1 protein-coding gene is annotated in these 1,123 nt (G+C 76.3%); it reads right to left on the minus strand.

The features are described 5' to 3' along the window. Window positions 1-76: 76 nt before the first annotated feature. Window positions 77-1,123: GNAT family N-acetyltransferase (locus B7767_RS28060; protein WP_085574613.1), on the minus strand; the 1,047-nt coding region annotated here is incomplete at its 5' end.

Genomic DNA, 1,123 nt, shown 5'->3' on the forward strand with positions numbered 1-1,123 from the left:
GCCGGCGCGTTGCGGCCGGCGCCCCGGAGTCCCGTCGCCGCGCGGTGGCGGTGGCATCGTGTCCGCGCGTGACGGGCTACGACCGGCCGACCCGCTCGCCGTGCTCCCGCCCCTCCTCCGCGCGGCGGTCCGCCACGGCGTCCAGGCGGGCCGTGACGACCAGCGTGCCCTCCTCGATCTGGTAGTCGAGCGGCAGCCCCAGGCCGCGCATCGCGGCGACCATTCCGGTGTTGGACGCCTGCGTCACGGCGTACACCTGGGCGCAGCCGTCCTCGGCCGCCATCGCCACCAGCCGGGTGAGCAGTTCGGCGCCGATGCCCCGGCGCTGCCAGGCGTCCTCCACGACCAGCGCGACCTCGGTCTCGTCGCCGTCCCACAGCAGATGGCCGAGGCCGACGATGCGGCCCGAGGCGGTCTGCGCGGCGAGCGTGCGGCCGTAGCGAGGGCTGAGCAGGTGGTTCAGATAGCGGTCGGCGTCGCCGACCGGCCCGTGGTACCGCATGCGCAGGGTCTCGGTGGAGCACCGCTCGTGCATCGCCCGCGCGGCCGCCAGATCGCCGGTGTCCGCGCGGCGCACGGAGACGGCACTGCCCTCGGGCAGCGTGAGGACGTCACGGCCGCGCGGGATCCGCGGACCGAGCCGGGCGTCCAGCTCCACGAGTGCCCGCGCGCGGGCGAACTCGGTGGGTGTGAACGGCAGGTACGGCCGCTCCACGGTGATCACCCCGCCCTCCGGGGTGCGCAGCCGGATCACGGTGTCCTCCAGGGAGCCCTCCTCGGGCACGGCCGTGGCCGCCCGGTGACCGCCGCCCGGCAGTGAGCGGATCGTGCACCGGCCCAGCAACTGGCGCAGCACGAGCGGAAGTTCGGCCGCGTCCTGTGCGGCGCGGGCGGCCAGCCCGAGGACCCGGGTCGGCGCGTCCACCAGATCGTGGGCGTCGGCCCGCTCGGTCCAGGTGTCCGTGCCCCCGGCGAGCGACACGGCGGCGACGAGGTCCGTCCCCTCCGGCGCCCGCAGCAGGAACTCGTCGACGGTGTCCTCGCCCAGCGGGTGCGTCTGCAGGCTCAGGATGTCGACCCGCCGCTCGGCCAGCGCCGTGCAGAGCGTGGCCAGCGCGCCCGG

The sequence above is a fragment of the Streptomyces sp. 13-12-16 genome, assembly GCF_002114215.1.
GTDB lineage: Bacteria > Actinomycetota > Actinomycetes > Streptomycetales > Streptomycetaceae > Streptomyces.